The sequence below is a fragment of the Gardnerella sp. C0684A1 genome, assembly GCF_055326835.1.
On record NZ_JBLTSX010000019.1, the window covers coordinates 1 to 284 of the forward strand.

Sequence of the window (284 nt, forward strand, 5' to 3'; positions counted from 1 at the left end):
TGCCCTTGGTGATCGGATAGCCGGCGTACTTGGTCGCATACGGTGTCAGCCGCGTCAGCTCGACGCCCGCCGCCTTGGCCGCGATATCGAGATAGAGCTGCTCGCCGAGCGGGTTCAGCTTGCCGCTGATCGTCACGGGGGCATCGTCGTCGAGCCGGCCCTCGAGCACCAGGTCCGCCGGCGTCGGATCGCCGGTCGACACCTTCGAGATCGATCCGTGCATGCCGGTCAGGTTGGCCGTGTAGTTCGGCTTGACGAAGAAGTCCGAGAAGTTGATGTTGCCC

General features: G+C 64.8%; 1 protein-coding gene. It reads right to left on the minus strand.

The features are described 5' to 3' along the window. Positions 1-284 (minus strand): DUF748 domain-containing protein (locus ACNEUN_RS06210; protein WP_463631555.1); only part of this gene is annotated, 284 nt, incomplete at both ends.